General features: G+C 65.0%; 18 protein-coding genes. 6 read left to right on the forward strand and 12 right to left on the reverse strand.

All coding sequences use genetic code 11. The annotated features are described in order from the left end of the window. The first annotated feature begins 87 nt into the window (after window positions 1-87). The 3 genes from XcodCFBP4690_RS14990 to XcodCFBP4690_RS15000 are packed head-to-tail and all read left to right on the forward strand — an operon-like array spanning window position 88 to window position 2,012. Window positions 88-903 carry an alpha/beta hydrolase family protein gene (locus XcodCFBP4690_RS14990; RefSeq protein WP_208622751.1) on the forward strand — a complete coding sequence of 272 codons (816 nt, stop codon included), beginning with the start codon at window positions 88-90 and terminating at the stop codon, window positions 901-903. Further along, window positions 900-1,460 (forward strand): thioesterase family protein, encoded by a 561-nt coding sequence (locus tag XcodCFBP4690_RS14995; protein ID WP_104542030.1) that lies wholly within the window; start codon window positions 900-902, stop codon window positions 1,458-1,460. The genes XcodCFBP4690_RS14990 and XcodCFBP4690_RS14995 overlap by 4 nt, the downstream gene beginning before the upstream one ends. Window positions 1,461-1,490: 30 nt before the next feature. Next, on the forward strand, window positions 1,491-2,012 hold the full coding sequence (locus XcodCFBP4690_RS15000; RefSeq protein WP_208622752.1) for a PaaI family thioesterase: 522 nt from the start codon (window positions 1,491-1,493) through the stop codon (window positions 2,010-2,012). 265 nt (window positions 2,013-2,277) lie between these two features. On the opposite strand, the gene XcodCFBP4690_RS15005 is transcribed toward XcodCFBP4690_RS15000, so the two are convergent. Both XcodCFBP4690_RS15005 and XcodCFBP4690_RS15010 read right to left on the reverse strand, forming a co-directional pair. Beyond that, entirely contained in the window at window positions 2,278-2,622 is a 345-nt protein-coding gene (locus XcodCFBP4690_RS15005; RefSeq protein WP_146091913.1) for a GNAT family N-acetyltransferase, read from the reverse strand. Then, the gene (locus tag XcodCFBP4690_RS15010) at window positions 2,615-3,508 is read right to left on the reverse strand and encodes a LysR family transcriptional regulator ArgP (RefSeq protein ID WP_104542034.1); all 894 of its coding nucleotides are present in this window, start codon (window positions 3,506-3,508) and stop codon (window positions 2,615-2,617) included. The genes XcodCFBP4690_RS15005 and XcodCFBP4690_RS15010 overlap by 8 nt, the downstream gene beginning before the upstream one ends. 107 nt (window positions 3,509-3,615) lie before the next feature. On the opposite strand from XcodCFBP4690_RS15010, the gene XcodCFBP4690_RS15015 reads away from it, so the two are divergent. Continuing rightward, window positions 3,616-4,230 (forward strand): LysE/ArgO family amino acid transporter, encoded by a 615-nt coding sequence (locus XcodCFBP4690_RS15015; RefSeq protein ID WP_104542036.1) that lies wholly within the window; start codon window positions 3,616-3,618, stop codon window positions 4,228-4,230. 122 nt (window positions 4,231-4,352) lie between these two features. Here the strand turns inward: XcodCFBP4690_RS15015 and XcodCFBP4690_RS15020 are convergent, their stop codons facing one another. Beyond that, complete coding sequence (locus XcodCFBP4690_RS15020; protein ID WP_372360531.1) at window positions 4,353-4,874, reverse strand: lytic transglycosylase domain-containing protein; 522 nt, start codon at window positions 4,872-4,874, stop codon at window positions 4,353-4,355. A 427-nt stretch (window positions 4,875-5,301) separates the two neighbouring features. Between XcodCFBP4690_RS15020 and xopA the strand changes: the two genes are divergently transcribed. After that, the gene (xopA, locus tag XcodCFBP4690_RS15025; RefSeq protein WP_104542040.1) at window positions 5,302-5,694 is read left to right on the forward strand and encodes a XopA/Hpa1 family type III secretion system protein; all 393 of its coding nucleotides are present in this window, start codon (window positions 5,302-5,304) and stop codon (window positions 5,692-5,694) included. Between the two features lie 78 nt (window positions 5,695-5,772). On the opposite strand, the gene sctC is transcribed toward xopA, so the two are convergent. The 9 genes from sctC to XcodCFBP4690_RS15070 form a co-directional block, all read right to left on the reverse strand. Then, complete coding sequence (gene sctC / locus XcodCFBP4690_RS15030; RefSeq protein ID WP_104542042.1) at window positions 5,773-7,596, reverse strand: type III secretion system outer membrane ring subunit SctC; 1,824 nt, start codon at window positions 7,594-7,596, stop codon at window positions 5,773-5,775. Between the two features lie 176 nt (window positions 7,597-7,772). Continuing rightward, the gene (gene sctT, locus XcodCFBP4690_RS15035; protein ID WP_104542044.1) at window positions 7,773-8,603 is read right to left on the reverse strand and encodes a type III secretion system export apparatus subunit SctT; all 831 of its coding nucleotides are present in this window, start codon (window positions 8,601-8,603) and stop codon (window positions 7,773-7,775) included. Continuing rightward, a complete protein-coding gene (locus XcodCFBP4690_RS15040; protein WP_104542046.1) occupies window positions 8,600-9,109 on the reverse strand; it encodes a type III secretion protein HrpB7 in 510 nt (169 codons plus the stop codon). The genes sctT and XcodCFBP4690_RS15040 overlap by 4 nt, the downstream gene beginning before the upstream one ends. Next, complete coding sequence (sctN, locus tag XcodCFBP4690_RS15045; protein ID WP_104542048.1) at window positions 9,102-10,430, reverse strand: type III secretion system ATPase SctN; 1,329 nt, start codon at window positions 10,428-10,430, stop codon at window positions 9,102-9,104. Before sctN ends, XcodCFBP4690_RS15040 begins: the two co-directional genes overlap by 8 nt. After that, window positions 10,427-11,122: a type III secretion system stator protein SctL gene (sctL, locus tag XcodCFBP4690_RS15050; RefSeq protein ID WP_104542050.1), complete on the reverse strand. Its 696-nt coding sequence runs from the start codon at window positions 11,120-11,122 to the stop codon at window positions 10,427-10,429. The genes sctN and sctL overlap by 4 nt, the downstream gene beginning before the upstream one ends. Then, a complete protein-coding gene (locus tag XcodCFBP4690_RS15055) occupies window positions 11,107-11,736 on the reverse strand; it encodes a type III secretion protein HrpB4 (RefSeq protein ID WP_104542052.1) in 630 nt (209 codons plus the stop codon). The genes sctL and XcodCFBP4690_RS15055 overlap by 16 nt, the downstream gene beginning before the upstream one ends. A 9-nt stretch (window positions 11,737-11,745) precedes the next feature. After that, a complete protein-coding gene (gene sctJ, locus XcodCFBP4690_RS15060) occupies window positions 11,746-12,510 on the reverse strand; it encodes a type III secretion system inner membrane ring lipoprotein SctJ (RefSeq protein ID WP_104542054.1) in 765 nt (254 codons plus the stop codon). A gap of 1 nt (window position 12,511) precedes the next feature. After that, window positions 12,512-12,904: a type III secretion protein HrpB2 gene (locus tag XcodCFBP4690_RS15065; protein WP_104542056.1), complete on the reverse strand. Its 393-nt coding sequence runs from the start codon at window positions 12,902-12,904 to the stop codon at window positions 12,512-12,514. A gap of 31 nt (window positions 12,905-12,935) precedes the next feature. Continuing rightward, window positions 12,936-13,391, reverse strand: a complete 456-nt coding sequence (locus tag XcodCFBP4690_RS15070; RefSeq protein WP_104542058.1) for an HrpB1 family type III secretion system apparatus protein — start codon at window positions 13,389-13,391, stop codon at window positions 12,936-12,938. A 212-nt stretch (window positions 13,392-13,603) separates the two neighbouring features. Between XcodCFBP4690_RS15070 and sctU the strand changes: the two genes are divergently transcribed. After that, window positions 13,604-14,677: a type III secretion system export apparatus subunit SctU gene (gene sctU, locus XcodCFBP4690_RS15075; protein WP_104542060.1), complete on the forward strand. Its 1,074-nt coding sequence runs from the start codon at window positions 13,604-13,606 to the stop codon at window positions 14,675-14,677. The last annotated feature ends 6 nt before the right edge of the window (window positions 14,678-14,683 follow it).

Consider the following 14,683-nt stretch of genomic DNA (forward strand, 5'->3'; position numbering starts at 1 on the left):
ATCGTTATAAATTCTTCATCGGTGCAGCCTTGCTCTGTACGGTTGACGGCGGCAGACGGCTACACGCTTGGCGCGTTGCGCTACCGCATGCCCGTCGCAGCGCGCGCGCGGCTGGTGATCGCCGGGGCCACCGGCGTGCCGCAGGGGTTCTATCGACGGTTTGCCTGCTTCGCCGCCGCGCGCGGGTTCGACACGCTGACCTTCGACTACCGCGGCATCGGCCTGTCGCGGCCTGCCGCGTTGAAAGGCTTCGAGATGGAGCTGCTGGACTGGGCCTATCTGGACCTGACAGCCGCGGTGGCAGCAATGGCCGATCCCGACCTGCCGCTGTACCTGGTGGGCCATTCCTTCGGCGGGCATGCCTTCGGGCTGTTGCCCAACCACGACCTGGTCCGTGGATGCTATCTCTACGGCACGGGCGCCGGCTGGCACGGCTACATGCCTGCGGCCGAGCGTCTGCGCGTGCTGGCGATGTGGCACCTGGTGCTGCCGCCGCTCACCTGGTGGAAGGGCTACAGCCCCTGGGCATTGTTGGGCATGGGGGAAGACCTGCCCGCCAACGCGTATCGCCAGTGGCGGCATTGGTGCAGGTTTCCGCGCTACTTCTTCGACGACCCGGCCATGGCCGGGATCGACGCCCCATATCGCGCCGTGTCCACGCCGATGGTGGCCGCCAACGCGCTGGACGATCTCTGGGCCTTGCCCGCCTCGCGCGATGCCTTCGTGCAGGCGTACTGCAATGCACCGCTGACACGCCTGGACATCGACCCCGCCAGCGTCGGCGGCCGTCTCGGGCACATGGGCTATTTCAAGCAGATCGGCGCACTGCTGTGGCAACAGACACTGGACTGGTTCGATCGCCGCACCGACCACGCCATCCTCGCCACGGAGCACTCGGCATGAATCTCTGGTTTCGCCTGCTGGCCTTGCTGGCGATGTCGTGGTTTAGGCCGAAGCTGCAGGCGCCCTTCGGCGTGTCGCAGCTGAGGTTTCGCGTGCTGCCCACCGATATCGACACCAACCTGCACATGACCAATGGCCGCTATTGGACCATCTTCGACCTGGGCCGGCTCGACCTGGTGATGCGCACCGGCCTGGCCGGCATCGCCATGCGCCGACGATGGGCGCCCATCGTCGGCGCCGGCGGCATCCAGTTCCGGCGCGAACTCAAACCCTTGCGTCGCTTTCAGCTGCAAACCCGCCTGGTGGGCTGGTCCGGCACGCGCATCGTCATCGAACAGCGTGTCTTGATCGGCCCCGACCAACGCATCGCCGCACGCGCCCTGCTGCTCACCGGCATGTACGACCGACGCCACCGCGTCTTCGTGCCAGCCGAGACCGTGCTGCGCGCGGTGGGCGTCCAGGACACCACCTCGCCGCCCCTCAGTCGCGCCGCGCAGGCCTTGATCGCATCCGATGCCGCGCTCAAGGAAGACGCCGACGACTGGTCTGGCGCGTAGCCCCTGCATCCCCCCTTCGAGCGAACACGCATGCACACCGATATCCCATTGATCGACCTGCTTGCCGCCGGCAAGGACGGCTTATCGCAAGTACAGGCGCTGATGCAGCATTCGCGCAGGGTCGGCATCTTTGCGTCGCTCAAGCTCGACTTCGCCGATGCGGCACCGGGGCGTGTAGTCATCGCCGGTGTCCCCGGCACCCACGCGTACAACCCCATCGGCAGCGTCCACGGCGGATACGCTGCGACCTTGCTCGATTCGGCCTGCGGCTGTGCAACGCATACGCTGCTGTCGGCCACGCAGCGCTACACCACGCTCGAACTCAAGGTGTCCTACCACAAGGCAGTGACGCGCAGGACCGGACGGATCGAAGCGATCGGCGAAGTGCTGTCCTGCGGCAGACGCGTCGCCTTCGCACAGGCACGCCTGGTCGATGGCAAAGGCACCCTACTGGCATCGGCCAACTCCACGCTGCTGGTCATGGAGGCACCTGCCGAGGCAATCGGCCACACCATCGGAAGTGCTTCGGTCGGTGCCAGCGTGCGCGACTGACAGCAGGTGCTCTGACCGCTTCCAGCATCGAACGCGGTGGCGGAAGCGCTGTTGCGCCTGCCCGCGACACCGACCATCTACGGCAGGATTGGCCGCTGGAAAAAAATGCAGCAGCACTGGGAGCCGTGGCGATACGGACCGCATAAACCGGCGCCGGTCGCCGGCGCTGTCGCGCCTGCGAGTGCTGCTGCATTCGATCTGCCAAGCGGCGAAAAAAACGCTCGCCCGTACCGTCACACCCATCCCCTTGCCGGCTGGGGACCGCTCATCGCTGCAAGCAATACATCCCCGGCACATGACGCTCCATGCAGGACTGCAGGCTACGCAACGCCGTACACCCGAACGCGCTGTACAGCCCGTGGGCAGCGCTGGTCACCAGGGCGAAGCGCCGCAAGCCCTGCAGGTGAGGACGGACATGGATCGCCGCCATCAGTGCCTGGATCAATCCTCTGCCCCGGTGGTCCGGCAGCACGAACGCATCGCACGGATAGGCAAACGTCGCCCGGTCGCTGATGTGGTCATGCAGATTCCGGGTACCGCCCGCAGTCGCCTGGCGGCTGCACCGCCGGGTAGTTCGCTGCTTCATGCGGTACAGCCGCGCATCATCCATGCATCGCCGCAGCAGAGGCCGCCCTGATCGCCTGGGTGATGTGCTGCAGCGTGCTGGATCTCACCGCCGAGTACTGCCAGTACAGCGGCACATCCACGTGCCGTGCCGGGTCCATCAACACCACCGCACCGCGCTCCACCGCAGATGCCGCCAGCGTATCGGGCGCCAGGCACCAGCCCATCCCCATCGCAGCTGCACTGACAAATCCCATCGAGGTGGGCAGGTAATGCACCCGGGGCGACAGCTTCGCCCGGGTGATCTTCCGCATGTAGCGTGCCTGCAGATCGTCCTTGCGGTTGAAGGCCAGCATCGGCGCGGCCGCCAGCGATGCAGCGGACACCCCATCGCCGAAGTACTGCTGCACGAATCCTGGCGCTGCGATGGCGACGTAACGCATCGCACCCAGCCGATGCACATTGCAGCCCTGCAACGGCCGGGGTTCGGATGTCACCGCGCCAAGCACACTGCCATTGCGCAACAACTCCAGCGTGTGATCCTGGTCATCCACGCGCACGTCGAGCACATAGCCATGCTCGCTGTGCAGGCTGGCCAGCGCCGCGATCACCCAGGTCGCAAGCGAGTCGTCGTTGACGGCGATCGCCACCGCATGCGCCTGGCCCTGTCGTCCTGCCGGCATGAATTCATCGGCCACTTCCGACTCCAGCGCCTGGAGGGGGCGCACGCGCCGCAACAGCTGTTGGCCGGCCGCGGTAGGGCTGCAGGGCGCGCGTCGGACGATCAGCAGCTGACCCAGGCGGTCCTCCAGCGCCTTGATGCGCTGGGACACGGCTGACTGCGTGATCGACAGCTGCCGCGCGGCAGACTCGAAGCTGCCCTCATCCAGCACCGCCAGGAACGCCGCCAGCTGCGGATGCATCAGGATCATCGCGCGCCCTCGAATCAGTTGTTCTAATGGTCAGACAGGATTACGCGTTTGTCTAATGGCATGATCCAACCCATCCTGCCCGCAGCCAAGTGGAATGGAACCGAACGATGTCCATCGCGCCCCTGATCTCCGGGTTTCTCTCGGGTGCCGGCCTGATCGTGGCCATTGGCGCGCAGAATGCCTTCGTGCTGCGCCAGGGTGTGAAGCGTCGCCATGTCGCGCAGGTGGTCGCCCTGTGCGCCTTGGGCGACATCACGCTGATCCTGCTCGGCGTGGCCGGCATCGGTGTCCTGGTGCAACGCTACAGCGGCTTGCTCGATGTCCTGCGCTTCGGTGGCGCCGGCTTCCTGCTGTTCTACAGCCTCCTGGCTGCCCGACGCGCCTGGCAGGGAACACCGGGGCTGTCGGAGAGCGGTCGCGATCAGACGGGTCTGGCGCGCGTCATGCTGACCTGCGCCGCCTTTACATTCTTGAATCCGCATGTCTACCTGGACACCATGGTGCTGCTGGGCAGCCTCTCCACCCGCTACCCCGGCCAGCTGCGGTGGATATTCGCCCTCGGCGCCTGCCTGGCCAGCGTCACCTGGTTCACCACGCTCGGATTCGGCGCCCGCCTGCTGCAACCCATCTTCCGCAACCCCACCGCCTGGCGCGTGCTCGATGCACTGATCGCCCTGTTCATGGCCGGCCTTGGCGTTGCGCTGCTGGTGCGTCCGCTTTGACTCAAGGGATGCATATCTGTCAACGGGAGTGTGCGGCCCAGATATTGAAGTCGAAGAGCGAACAGATCTCGCGCCTCGCAGCTAGGTCATTCCCCATCGGGGGTGGATCCGTCTGAATAGCATCATTCGACGACTACCCCGCGCTTGATCAGGATCGAGTGGATCGCATGCGCATATTTATCGCGCTCCGCGGGCGTCTCGGAATGATAGGCGCCTACGGCAGCCCAGGTATTGCCGTATTTGTTCGTCATCTCGCGCAGACGCCACGCGGCGACATACACGCTGACGCACGGCTGCATCAACGCATCCCTGGAGATGCCGTAGCTGGAAAGGCGCCGCAGATGGATCGAATTGATCTGCATCTTTCCATAATCGATCGTGCCGTTGTTGTTGCGGTGGATCGCGTCGGCACGCCCACGGGATTCCTGCCACGCAATGGCGCGTAACACCCAGGGATTGACGTGTTGATAACCGGCGGCTTCTTCAAAACAGTCTGCGCGTGCGAGCGGCGCGGCGCATAACAACGCCACCGCAAGCCACACGCGTCGTCGAGGCGCGTCGGGATGGCGGGACTGGAGTGCGCACCATCGCTCGTCAACGCGAATGTCCCTGGAGAGCCTGGCCCAATGCCGTGGATGCCACATCTGTGTGCCGTGTGCAGATGCGCACGTGGTCGGCGTATTGGTCTCTGCCATTTCTGTCACCTGGTCTTCGTTGATTCCAGCAACGCGGCGGAGTGGACACGCATCCTCGTTCGATCCAACTTCCCCGCGTCATCGCGCAAACATAACGTTGCTGTTCGCACTCCGATACGTTGTGTACGAAGCATCCATGAAATAAGCGAAATCACCGCGTTCCGCGTTGCAATGCAGATTTTTTCCGGCATTTCCGGAGATCTCCATGCCCTCCCGTTCGCAAGCAAATGCGCGCTTTCGCGTCCTGACGGATGCATCGCCGTTGCCTCTTCTACCTTGCGGGCGGGGCAGCGTAGCGTCCCCCGAGGTTAGCTTGCCGTTGCAGTTATCCGGCAATCGCAATGCACCCAGTCAACCACATGAGACGGGAATCACCATGGACTCATCTATCGGAACCAACTTTTCGAACTTCAGCAATCTTCATACGATGGGCATCGGGCCCCAGCGAACTCAGGACTCCGGTCAGCACGCATCCTCGGCTGGCTCCGAGCAGCAGCTGGATCAATTGCTTGCCATGTTCATCATGATGATGCTCCAGCAGAGCCAGGGCAGCGATGCGAATCAGGAGTGCGGAGACGACCAGCCACAGGATGGTCAGCAGGGCCTGAGTCCGTTGACGCTGATGCTGATGCAGATCGTGATGCAGCTGATGCAGAACCAGGGCGCCGGCGGCATGGGCGGTGGCGGTTCGTTTGGCAGCAGCCTGGGCGGAAACGATCTGGGTGGCGGTTTCAATCCCAACCTGTCGGGCATTTCTGGCCAGGCCTGATGGGCACTGCGTGCAGGCTGCCGACCCGCGCGGCAGCCTGCACGTTCCAACAGCATTGACAGCCCCTTGAGACGCTGCTCAGGGAGAGACGATATGCGGGGTCAGCAGGAACAACCGCTGCAGCCGCGACCCGCTCTGCTGTCGATGCTTGAATAGATTGCCGACCAGTGGAATCTTGGACAGCCCGGGCACCTTGTTCAGATCGGTCTGGTCGCTATCGGAAGCATAACCGGCGATCAGCAGGCTCTGCCCCTCGTTGACGAACGCCTGCGTAGTGATCTCGCTGGAGGTAATGACGGGAATGCCATCGACGGTATTGGCGCCCAACTGTCCGTCTTCGATCCGCACATCCAGGCGCATCTGTCCGTTGGTCGAGCCCGGCACCACGCTCGGCAGAACGCGTAGCGACACACCGGCGGACAGGTTGTAGAGGTCGGCGGATGCATAGCCGCTGACACGCACGAATGCCTGCTGCTTGTGATCCATCACCGCTTCCACGTTGTCCAGCGTCGCCACCTGCGGGGTGGAGACGATCTTGGCCTTGTTGGTCTGCTCCAGCGCCGACACGCGCGTCATCAGATAACGTCCCGCATCTCCCAGGACCGCCGTCAGGGTGCCGCCCAACGGAGCCGTGGCGCCTGCCGCGGCCGCGCCGCTCAAACTTCCATCATAGCCAAGCTGACCGCCCCGCCCGTCGCCGGTCTGCACATCGACACGTCGACTGTGGAAACGCCAGTCCACGCCGAGATCCTGCATGGCGCCATCGCGGATTTCGATGATAGTGGCGTCGATCTGCAGCAGCTTGGGACGGTTGTCGAGCTGCTGGATCAACGCACCATAGGCGGCCATCCGCTCCGGGCGGTCGCGAATCAGAATCGCGTTGCTGCGCGGGTCGGCTTCGATCACCGGCGCATCGGACGCCAACTCGCCGTTGCCGCCTGCATCCACAGCCAAGGGCGTGTCGCGTCTGGCCTGACTCAGCTCTGGCCACACACTGGCCGGCGCATTGGCGCCGGTGCCCGGCAGCGGCGGGCTGACCGGCACCCGATCGGACGGCGAGCCGCCGCCGAACCACGAGGCCGGCAAGCCGAGGATGCCGCTATTACCGTTGCCTCCGCCAGCCTGGCCCTGAGCACTGTTACCGAAAGTATTGGACGAGCTACCGCCGATCGGTTGTACCCGCCCGAAATTGGCGCCCGGCCCGGGCAGCGCTGCGGTTGATGCGCCACGCACGCCGTAGATGCTGCGCAACAGACTGGCCATGCCCGGCACCTGGACGTCCTGGCCAGCGATGCGGGTGCTGTGATCGGCGGCCTGCGCATAATGCAGCTGAAACACCTGCACTTCGGTGGCGTCGCGTTGGCGTGCGCCCTGCTCGACCTGCTTTGCGATCGCGGTGACGGTATCCACGTAACCCGGTGGGCCGGACACCACCGCCACGTGCGCGGCCTCGTCATAGCGAACGGGGAAGCGCGGATCGTCCAGCCGCATGCGCGCGAGCGCATCGCGCAGTGCACTCGTCGAGGCGGCACCCAGATTCAGGGTCGCACTCTTGGTTTCGTTGGCACCCCAGATCCTCAGTACGGCGCCGTCGTAATACCAGACGAAGCCGAACGTCGCAGACAAATCGTCGAGGAACTTCTGTGGGCTGGCCTCGAACTTGCCACTGAGCGTGCCGGTCACTTCCGGTGAAATCCAGGTGGTAATGGATTGGCTGGCGGACAGGTCGCGCAGCACTTCCTTGAGATCCTTGTGGTCGGCGACGTACTTGAAGCTGCGCGAATGCCACGGCACCTGCGCGGCATTGGCATGCGGCGGCAGCAACGGCAGCAGGCTGAGCAACAACGCGGCGGCCAATGGCGCGCGTCGATGGCGGTGAACTGGAGGACAGGCAGATGCCATGGCGTTCCCTCTGCAAAGCAAATGAAAGATGTCAACGGAGTGGCGCCCGGCAGGCAGGCGCCAGCCGGGAGTTGCGTGCCGCGTGCAGCCGGCCTGCAGACACGGCGTCGGGCACCGCATCGCTGGCGCGTGCGGTCAGTGTAGGCAGCGCACGGCAGTGGATGTCTCAACAATCATCAATTCGCCGCACCCCCTTTTCCGCCGATGTTGGCGGCATCGTGCAACTGCTGCTGGAAGTGGAGGAAGCCGAGTGCATCGCCGGACTGCGTAATGAACACGCTGGTCAGCAATGCGAGCAGCAGCAATGCCAGCACTCCACGGATGGGCTGACTCAGGTTCGATGGCTCCAGCTTTTCGGCAGCGCGGGCTACAAAACCGATGGCCAGATCCACCAGTACCAGCACCAACATCAAAGGTGCGGCCAGTTTGACGATGGCGGCCATCATGCCGTCTGTCTGCTGGATGACGAAGGACTCGACGACCGCGCCCATATCCGGCGTGAGCTGGCTCAGCGGCCACCAGCGAAACGATTCGAACAGCGCACCGAGCAGCATCAGCATGCCGCCCAGCGCGTAGAAGGACACGATCGCCAGCTGCATCAACACCGTGGACACCGGCGTGCTCTGCTCACCGCTCAACGGGTTGGTCATCTGCACGTTGTTGTAGCCGGACACATCGTCGATGAGCAGGCCCACGCTCTCGGCAACCCAGAACACCGTGGATGCGGCAAAGCCGATCAGCAGGCCGATGAATGCTTCCTTGAATACCAGCCCCACCAGGCCGGTCGCTGCGATCCTTGCCAGTGCATCGGCCGGTTGCCCGTAGGCAATGAACGAACTCAGCACATAGATCACGCCATTGCGCGCGATTCCGGGAAGGCTGTCCTGTGCCGTGGCTGGCAGCACGAAGAACATCACGAACACGCGCACCCCGCACAGTGCCAGCAGGGTCAGCAGCGACACGCCCTGGGATGACAGCGCCAGCAGCGCGTTGGCGGTGTCGTTCATCGCCCCGCTCCACGCGCGGCGCGATGCAGACGCAGGCCGACCAACGCTTCGATCGCGTCTTCCTCCTCGGCCGCTTCGCGTTGGGCGTGCCAGGCACGCTGCGCGCTGGCGGCTTTCTCCGCATACACCTGCGCCTGCGCCTGCAGCCTGCTCAGTGCCTGCTGCACCTCTGCGACCTTTTCGCGTTCACTCTGCAGCGCCTGCGTCGCTGCCACCAGCGCCTGCTCTGCGGTGCGGCAGCGCTCTTCCAGCACGGCGCGAAAGCGCTGGTGCTGCAGGATCGCCTCGATGCCGATCGGCTCACCGGCGCCGGCTCGGTCGGCCAACGTGGCATCGAACGCGGCCAGACGCGTGCTGCAGGCGCTGGCCTCCTGACTGCAACTGGCGCGCTCGCGTTCGCACTGCTCCAGTGCACGCCTGCAGTCGCTCAGACGCTCCTGCATCCGCTCATGACGGCGCGTCTTCAATTGCTGCAACCTCGCCCAGGTGCTGGCACGCTCACGCATCGTCGATCACGCCGGCAAGCTGCTCCAGGGTGGTGTCGTAGTCGCTGAGCTGGTCGGTGGGCTGGCTGAGGAAGTCGCGAATCGCATCGATCCTGGCGACCGCCTCGTCGGCGACCGCGTCGCTGCCCTGGCGGTATTCGCCCACCTGCAGCAGGGTCTCCACTTCGTTGTACTTGGCCAGCAGACGCCGCAGCTGGCCGGCGTACTGGCGTTGCTCAGCAGACACGATCTGGCTCATCACCCGGCTCAGGCTCCCAAGCACATCGATGGCCGGGTATTGGTTTTTGGCGGCGATCTCGCGCGACAGGATCAGATGGCCATCCAGGATGCCGCGCACTTCTTCGGCGATCGGATCGCTGCCGGTGTCGTCCTCGGCCAGCACGGTGTAGAACGCGGTGATCGAGCCGGTCTCGCCCATGCCGGCACGTTCGAGCAGGCGTGGCAGCTCGGCAAACACCGACGGCGGAAAGCCGCGACGTGTGGGGGGCTCGCCGGCGGCCAGGCCGATCTCGCGTTGGGCACGGGCAAAGCGCGTCAGCGAGTCCATCATCAGCAGAACACGCAGGCCCTGATCGCGAAAATATTCGGCGATGGCGGTGCCGACATAGGCGGCCTTGGCGCGCTCGATGGAGGAGCGGTCGGAGGTGGCGCACACCACCACGCTGCGCGCCAGACCGTCCTGGCCAAGAATCATCTCGATAAACTCGCGCACTTCGCGTCCGCGCTCGCCGATCAGCACGATCACGTTGACATCGCACTGCGTGCCGCGCGCGAACATCCCCATCAGGGTGCTCTTACCGACGCCGGCGGCGGCGAAAATACCCATGCGCTGGCCTTCGCCCAGCGTCATCAGGCCATCGACGATGCGCACCCCGGTCGGCATCGGGTGTTCGATCAGGCGCCGACGCATCGGGTCGGGCGCCTGCGCCTGGATCTGGACCCAACCGTCGCCAGCGACCGGTCCCTGGCCATCCGCCGGCTCACCCAAGCCGTCAAGCACACGTCCCAGCAACGCCGATCCGACCGGCACCGCCAACGGACGCCCCAATCCGATCACGCGCGTCTCGCGCGACAAGCCCACCAGTTCGCCAAATGGCGCCAGCAGCGCGAGATCGCGGCTGAAGCCCACCACCTCGGCGCGCTGCAACAGCATGCCATCGCGCTGGCGTAACTCGCACACCTCGCCCAGGCTGACCTGTACCCCGGCAACCTTGAGCATGGTGCCGATCACCTCGACCACCTTGCCGTAGCGACGACCGAAGACCAGCGCAGCCAGTTCGCGCTCGAGCGTTGCCTCCAGCACCGGCAACTCAGCAGTCATCCAGCCCCCCCCTGTGGCGCGGCCAGGACGCGGTGAATCACACGCTGGATACTGCGGAGCTGATCGCGCAGATCCGCTTCGAACACGCCGGTATCCCATTCGCACACGCATGCGCCCAGGGCCACACGCGCGTCGCCGCACACCTCCACCGGCATGGGCCAGCCGGCGGCCGCCGCGGCCGCGTCGAAGGCGCGACGCGCGTCGTCCAGTGCATCCGGATGCACGCTCACCCGCAAGGCCTTGGCCTCGTCCAGGGCACCGTCCAGCGCGTGGGCGGCGCGTGCGTACAGCGCAGCGGGGTCGTGCCCGTGGAGAACCTGTGCGCAGGCATGCGCGACGACCCCGGCCAGGCGCTCGCGTGCGCGCCGTGCGGCGTCCACGGCCGCGAAGGCATGCCGCACACCACGCTCGTTCCACTCATCGAGCTGACGGCGCAATCCGGCGGCATAGCCCAGCCGTGCGCTGCGCTCGGCTTTGTCCCGGGCATCGTCGAGGATCGCCTCGGCCTGTTGCTGGGCATCGTCGATCAGCGCCTGCGCACGTGCCTGGGCGTCGGCCAGCGTCTGCGCGCAACGCGCATGCACTTGCGCGGTCGCTGCGTCCAGTTCCAGCACACAGGCCAAGGCCTCGCGCGGGATGACATCGCAGTCCAGGCCGATCGCCTCCGGGATGGACCTCAGCCACAGATGCATGGCAGCTCCGGCAACAGGGTGGGCAGCGCCTGCAGGAATGCATCGCTCTCGCCATCTGCAGCGACGGGCGCCACCTGGACGGCGCCCAACGGCAAGGACAGCGCTATCACCTTGGCGATGCAGGGGTCGGACCAGGCGCCATCGGCTGCCAACCGACGCCAACCATCGCCGACCCATGCCGCCTGGTCGGCGTCGCGCGGCAACAGCGGCACTATCGTGCCGCTGGCCGCGCGATGGCGCACATGCTCAAGCACCGCCGGCCCCAGGCACTGCTCGAACCAGCTCAGGTGCTCGCGCTCGATGCAGCGGCGCAGCGCCAGTACGCGCGAAAACAACGCGCGGCTCATCAACACCTTGGCGAGCAGGTCGGGCGCCAGCATGACCAGTCGGTTGGCCAGTGGCTGCAGCGCAGAGACCTGCATGCTCGAGCATCCCGACCAGGCCTGGATCACGCGCGCACGATGCTGCGCAGGCGCGCGTTCCCAGCTCACCGCACTGACCGGGCCCAGCCAGTAGGCCACCCTGTCTGCATCCAGCGATTGCGCCAGGGCGGACATGGTCGCCGTCCATTGCTGCAGCCACAGTGCCGCGTTGTCGATCCGTGCCTCGTCCATCGGCCAGCCTCACCCAGGGTGTTTCCTGGACAACGCGCGCAGGCGCTGCCAACCGCCCCAACGGCTTGCATCGGCGCTCGGCCACCAATACAGCGCTGCCGCGCCCATCGCCACGCACAGCGCCAGCGCGCATCCGGCCAGCCACGGCCACGGCCAAGTGCGCTGAGGCGCGGACGCAGAGAACTGCGCATCGCTTTCGGCCCCGCCCGGCACCAAAGTCACGCTGACATTTTCGTATGTCAGCCCTTCCACGCTGTGCATCACCAGCGTCTTGATGCTGGGCACCAGGCTGGTCAGATCGCTACCGACGCGAAACTTGATGAACACCGCAGCGCTGGAAGGTTTGACCGAGGTAGACAGCGGGTCGTTGTTGGGAAGCACGATCTGCACATCGGCCGTGATCACGCCATCGATATTGGACAAGGTCTGCGACAGCTGCTGCGACACCCCGTAGATGAAACGCACGCGTTCTTCGGTGGGCGTGGAGATCAGGCCGTCCTTCTTGAACATCTCGCCAAGATTCGCATGTCGTTCCCGCGGCATGCCATGCGCGCGCAGCACCTGCAACGCATAAGCCACCTGGTCGTGCGGCGCGTTGATCGCCCAGGTCTTGCCGTCGTCGGGCGTGAGCTTTTCCGCATCCACACCGGCGGTCAGCAGCACGGCGAGCATGTCGTTGGCGTCGTTCTCGGTCAGCCCGGCATAGAGCTGCTGACTGCAGCCAGACAGCAGCAGTGCGAAGAGCAACACCAGCAGATATCCGAGCTTTCGCATGCTACTGGTTCTTGAACAGCGTCTGCACGGCGTTCTTGCCCGACTGCGCCACGCCGACGCTGACATTGAGGTTGAAGCCGACCATGGTCAGCTCATGCATCAGCTTCATTTGTTGCGAGACCATTTCCTGCAGGCCCATGGTTGGCGCCTGTGTGCTGAAGGCATCGATATGCTCGGCGATGGTGCGCACGCCATCGTTCTGCACGTCGACCATCCGGCTCACCATGCTGGGCTCTCCCACGCGCTGCACGGCAGGCGGCATCGGGCTGGAGGACTGCATCAGCGCCTGGAATCGGTTGACGAGCGCCTGGCTCGGCGCTGCCGTCGGCGATATCACGGACGTGGACAGGCCGGAACTGGCAGGGATCGGTGCAACAGGAGGGATGAGCGTCATGGCATGTTCCGCAGGCTGGGGGAGGTTCGGATCAGGCGCGCAGATACTGCGCGCTGGGAACTTCCATCGGCGCGGTGGATTCGGTCACCGATGCCGGCTGCATGGGCGCCGGCGTGTAGCGTCCTGACAGCGCCTTGACCAGGCCAACCGCATCGGCATCGGCGTCCTCTTCGATCAGGCTGTCTGCAATGCCATGCCACGAGGGGTCGCCCACTGCAAACAGGCAGCACGCATACAAGGCCTTGCACAACGGCCTGGAGCCGGCATCGGCCTCCAGCTCGCGCAGCAGGCGCGCACCCTCGAGATAGCTGCCGCGCTTGATTGCGATCCAGGCATCGAAGGTATCCAGCGCCTTCAGCTCCGGCCGCAGCACCCGCACGGCGGCCAGCACCGCTGCGGCCTCTTCGATTTTCTCGTGCGTCAGCCCCACCGTGATCAGTTCGATCAGCCCAGTCACGACCGACCCGGGACATTTGGTCTTTTCCATACCGCACCTCGTCATTCAATGGCTGTGGACAGCATGCGTGCGTAACGTACGCATCGGCGCCAGCCATGACCTTTCAGAAGCGAATATCCGAATACCATCGCGAACAAACACAGCGTGCTTCGTACAGCCACGCACGCGTTCGCCCTGGCAGCGGATCGCCTGGCACTGGCTCAACCAGAATCGCCAGGCAGCAACCGCGTCCGGAGATCGCCATGTCGGATGAGAAGACCGAAAAGCCGACCGAAAAGAAACTGCAGGATGCGCGCAGGGATGGGGAGGTCCCGGTCAGTCCGGACGTCACCGCGGCAGCCGTGCTGTTGGCCGCGTTGTTGGTGATGAAGCTGGCAGGCAGCTATTTCGTCGAACACCTGCACGCCTTGATGTCGATCGGGCTGGATTTCATCGCCAATACGCGCGATGCCACCGGATTGAATCGGGCGCTCGGTCGCATCGGCATCCAGGCAGCGTGGCTGACCCTGCCTTTCGTGGTCTCGTGCCTGGCCGCCGGCTTGATCGGCAGCTTTCTGCAGACCGGGCTCAATGCATCGCTCAAACCGGTGACGCCCAAGTTCGAGTCGCTCAATCCCGTGAACGGCGTCAAAAAGCTCTTCTCGTTGCGAAGTCTCATCAACCTGCTGAAGCTGGGCATCAAGGCCGCGGTGATCGGTGTGGTGCTGTGGTACGGCCTGCGCGCACTGATGCCCACGATCATCGGGCTAGCCTATCAACCAACGCCTGACATCGCCCAGATCGGCTGGCGTGCGCTGGGCATTTTGTGTGCCTTGGCGGTACTGGTGTTCGTGGTGGTCGGCGCGGCGGACTGGAGCGTACAACGCTGGCTGTTCATCCGCGACAAACGCATGAGCAAGGACGAGCAGAAGCGCGAACACAAAGACAGCGAAGGCGACCCGGAACTCAAGGGAAAGCGCAAGGAACTGGCCAAGGAACTGGTCTTCGGCGACCCGCGCGAGCGCGTCGCCAAGGCCAAGGTGATGGTGGTCAACCCGACCCATTACGCCGTTGCGCTGGCCTATGAACCGGACGGCTTCGGTCTGCCGCAAGTGGTTGCCAAGGGCGTGGACGATGCCGCGCTGGAACTGCGTGCCTATGCAAACGATCAGGGCATTCCGATCGTGGCGAACCCGCCCCTGGCGCGTGCGCTGCATCAGGTCGAACTGGGCGAGGCGATTCCCGAATCGCTGTTCGAAACGGTGGCAGTGGTGCTGCGCTGGGTCGATGAGCTCGGCCGCGGCAACGATGATGGCAGCGGTCCGCTGCCCTGCTAGGGAGAT

Origin of the sequence: Xanthomonas codiaei, assembly GCF_002939785.1 — a bacterium.
GTDB classification, from domain to species: domain Bacteria; phylum Pseudomonadota; class Gammaproteobacteria; order Xanthomonadales; family Xanthomonadaceae; genus Xanthomonas; species Xanthomonas codiaei.